This window comes from Vibrio sp. 03_296 (assembly GCF_002265885.1).
This window is the reverse complement of record NZ_NPKW01000833.1, coordinates 1-1,171: the sequence shown is the minus strand read 5'-3', so window position 1 is coordinate 1,171 and position 1,171 is coordinate 1. Positions and strand designations below refer to the sequence as shown.

The window sequence follows — 1,171 nt, the reverse complement described above, 5'->3', positions numbered from 1 at the left end:
AGACAACGCTGTGATTGAGCCAATGAGGCGTTTAAACACAGCGCCTTATGGATCAATAGCGGGCACTTGAGTTATGTAGGAAAAGCATCCGGTGAATCAGTGTTTATCTGGAGAACAAAACGGTATTGAGTGGTCGTTGTTTGTTGAGATCAAGTTTTTTGCTTTGCACCATGAACATGTTCAGCGCAGGCGAGCGCATCGCTGGCGGCGGAGTGGGCATGGTAASTCGGGTAAGTGATAACAACGTCGTAAATCATCAAGTTGAAAACTGCTGCGTTGGCCGCTTTTCCCTGCGTAGCTAAAGCGTTTTCATTTGCAACGTATCCACAAAGTGGCAAGGCAATTTGGCAAGCTGAAAATGTTGTTGAGCAAAAGCTTGGAGAAAACCTTGTTCAATGATTGCGACTGTTGCGCAAGCAACACTTTTACCTTGTGCTCGTTCCAGTAAACGCATCATCCCTTGCTCTAGTGAGCAACCTTGCTCCAGCGTCTGTGGTGTTATGCCATTAATGCGCGCGGACTCGGCTTTAATGTACGCGCCATGGTTGAGCAAGATCTCTTCTGTGCTTGAGAGGTTAATGCCTTCGAGCGTCAAACACCATGCGCATGGAGAGGATTTATCGTGTTTCGCATCAAGCCCTGTGGTCTCAAAATCTAAAGCAAGAAACGAGACTTGATGAAGTGGCGTCACTTCTGCAATGTAGCGGCGTGTTCAAATAGTTTTGCAGTGCTTCGGGCCATGCCGATTCAACGAGGATCTGTTGGCGTATTTGTTCTTGGCTGGGCATGGTGTTCCAGCGTTTGAGCCATGTTTTTATCATCGTTTTAGCCTTTAATAAACTTCAGTTTGGCGACATCTTGCATCTCGCTGATGATCTTAAAGGCATCTTTTAGGTGCTTGCGTTCAAAGCTGCTGAACTCATCTGGGGAGATATGATTGTCCGGTGTTTCCCCGCCAAATCGCATTGAGCTGATGGCGAAGCGCACCTGCGTAATGAAACGATAAGCGCCAATGATGTGTCGCAACTGCCCTTTGAGAGCGTGCCATGTTCGGCGGCAAAGCGGAATCGTTCTTCTGTTCCGGTTAACGAGCCGCCAGCGGATAAGCTGAAAATTCGCGCCAGATCGATGATCAAATTCAGCGCGTATTTTTGATGTTGAGTGTGTTGCT

At 47.7% G+C, this 1,171-nt stretch carries 1 protein-coding gene and 1 pseudogene; both read right to left on the bottom strand.

Features of this window, described 5'->3' with window-relative positions; translation table 11 throughout:
* Positions 1-298: 298 nt before the first annotated feature.
* Positions 299-691 carry a 3'-5' exonuclease gene (locus CIK04_RS34610; protein ID WP_325205948.1) on the bottom strand — a complete coding sequence of 131 codons (393 nt, stop codon included), beginning with the start codon at positions 689-691 and terminating at the stop codon, positions 299-301.
* Between the two features lie 134 nt (positions 692-825).
* Positions 826-1,171, bottom strand: a pseudogene (locus tag CIK04_RS28250) (putative nucleotidyltransferase substrate binding domain-containing protein); the annotation flags it as partial.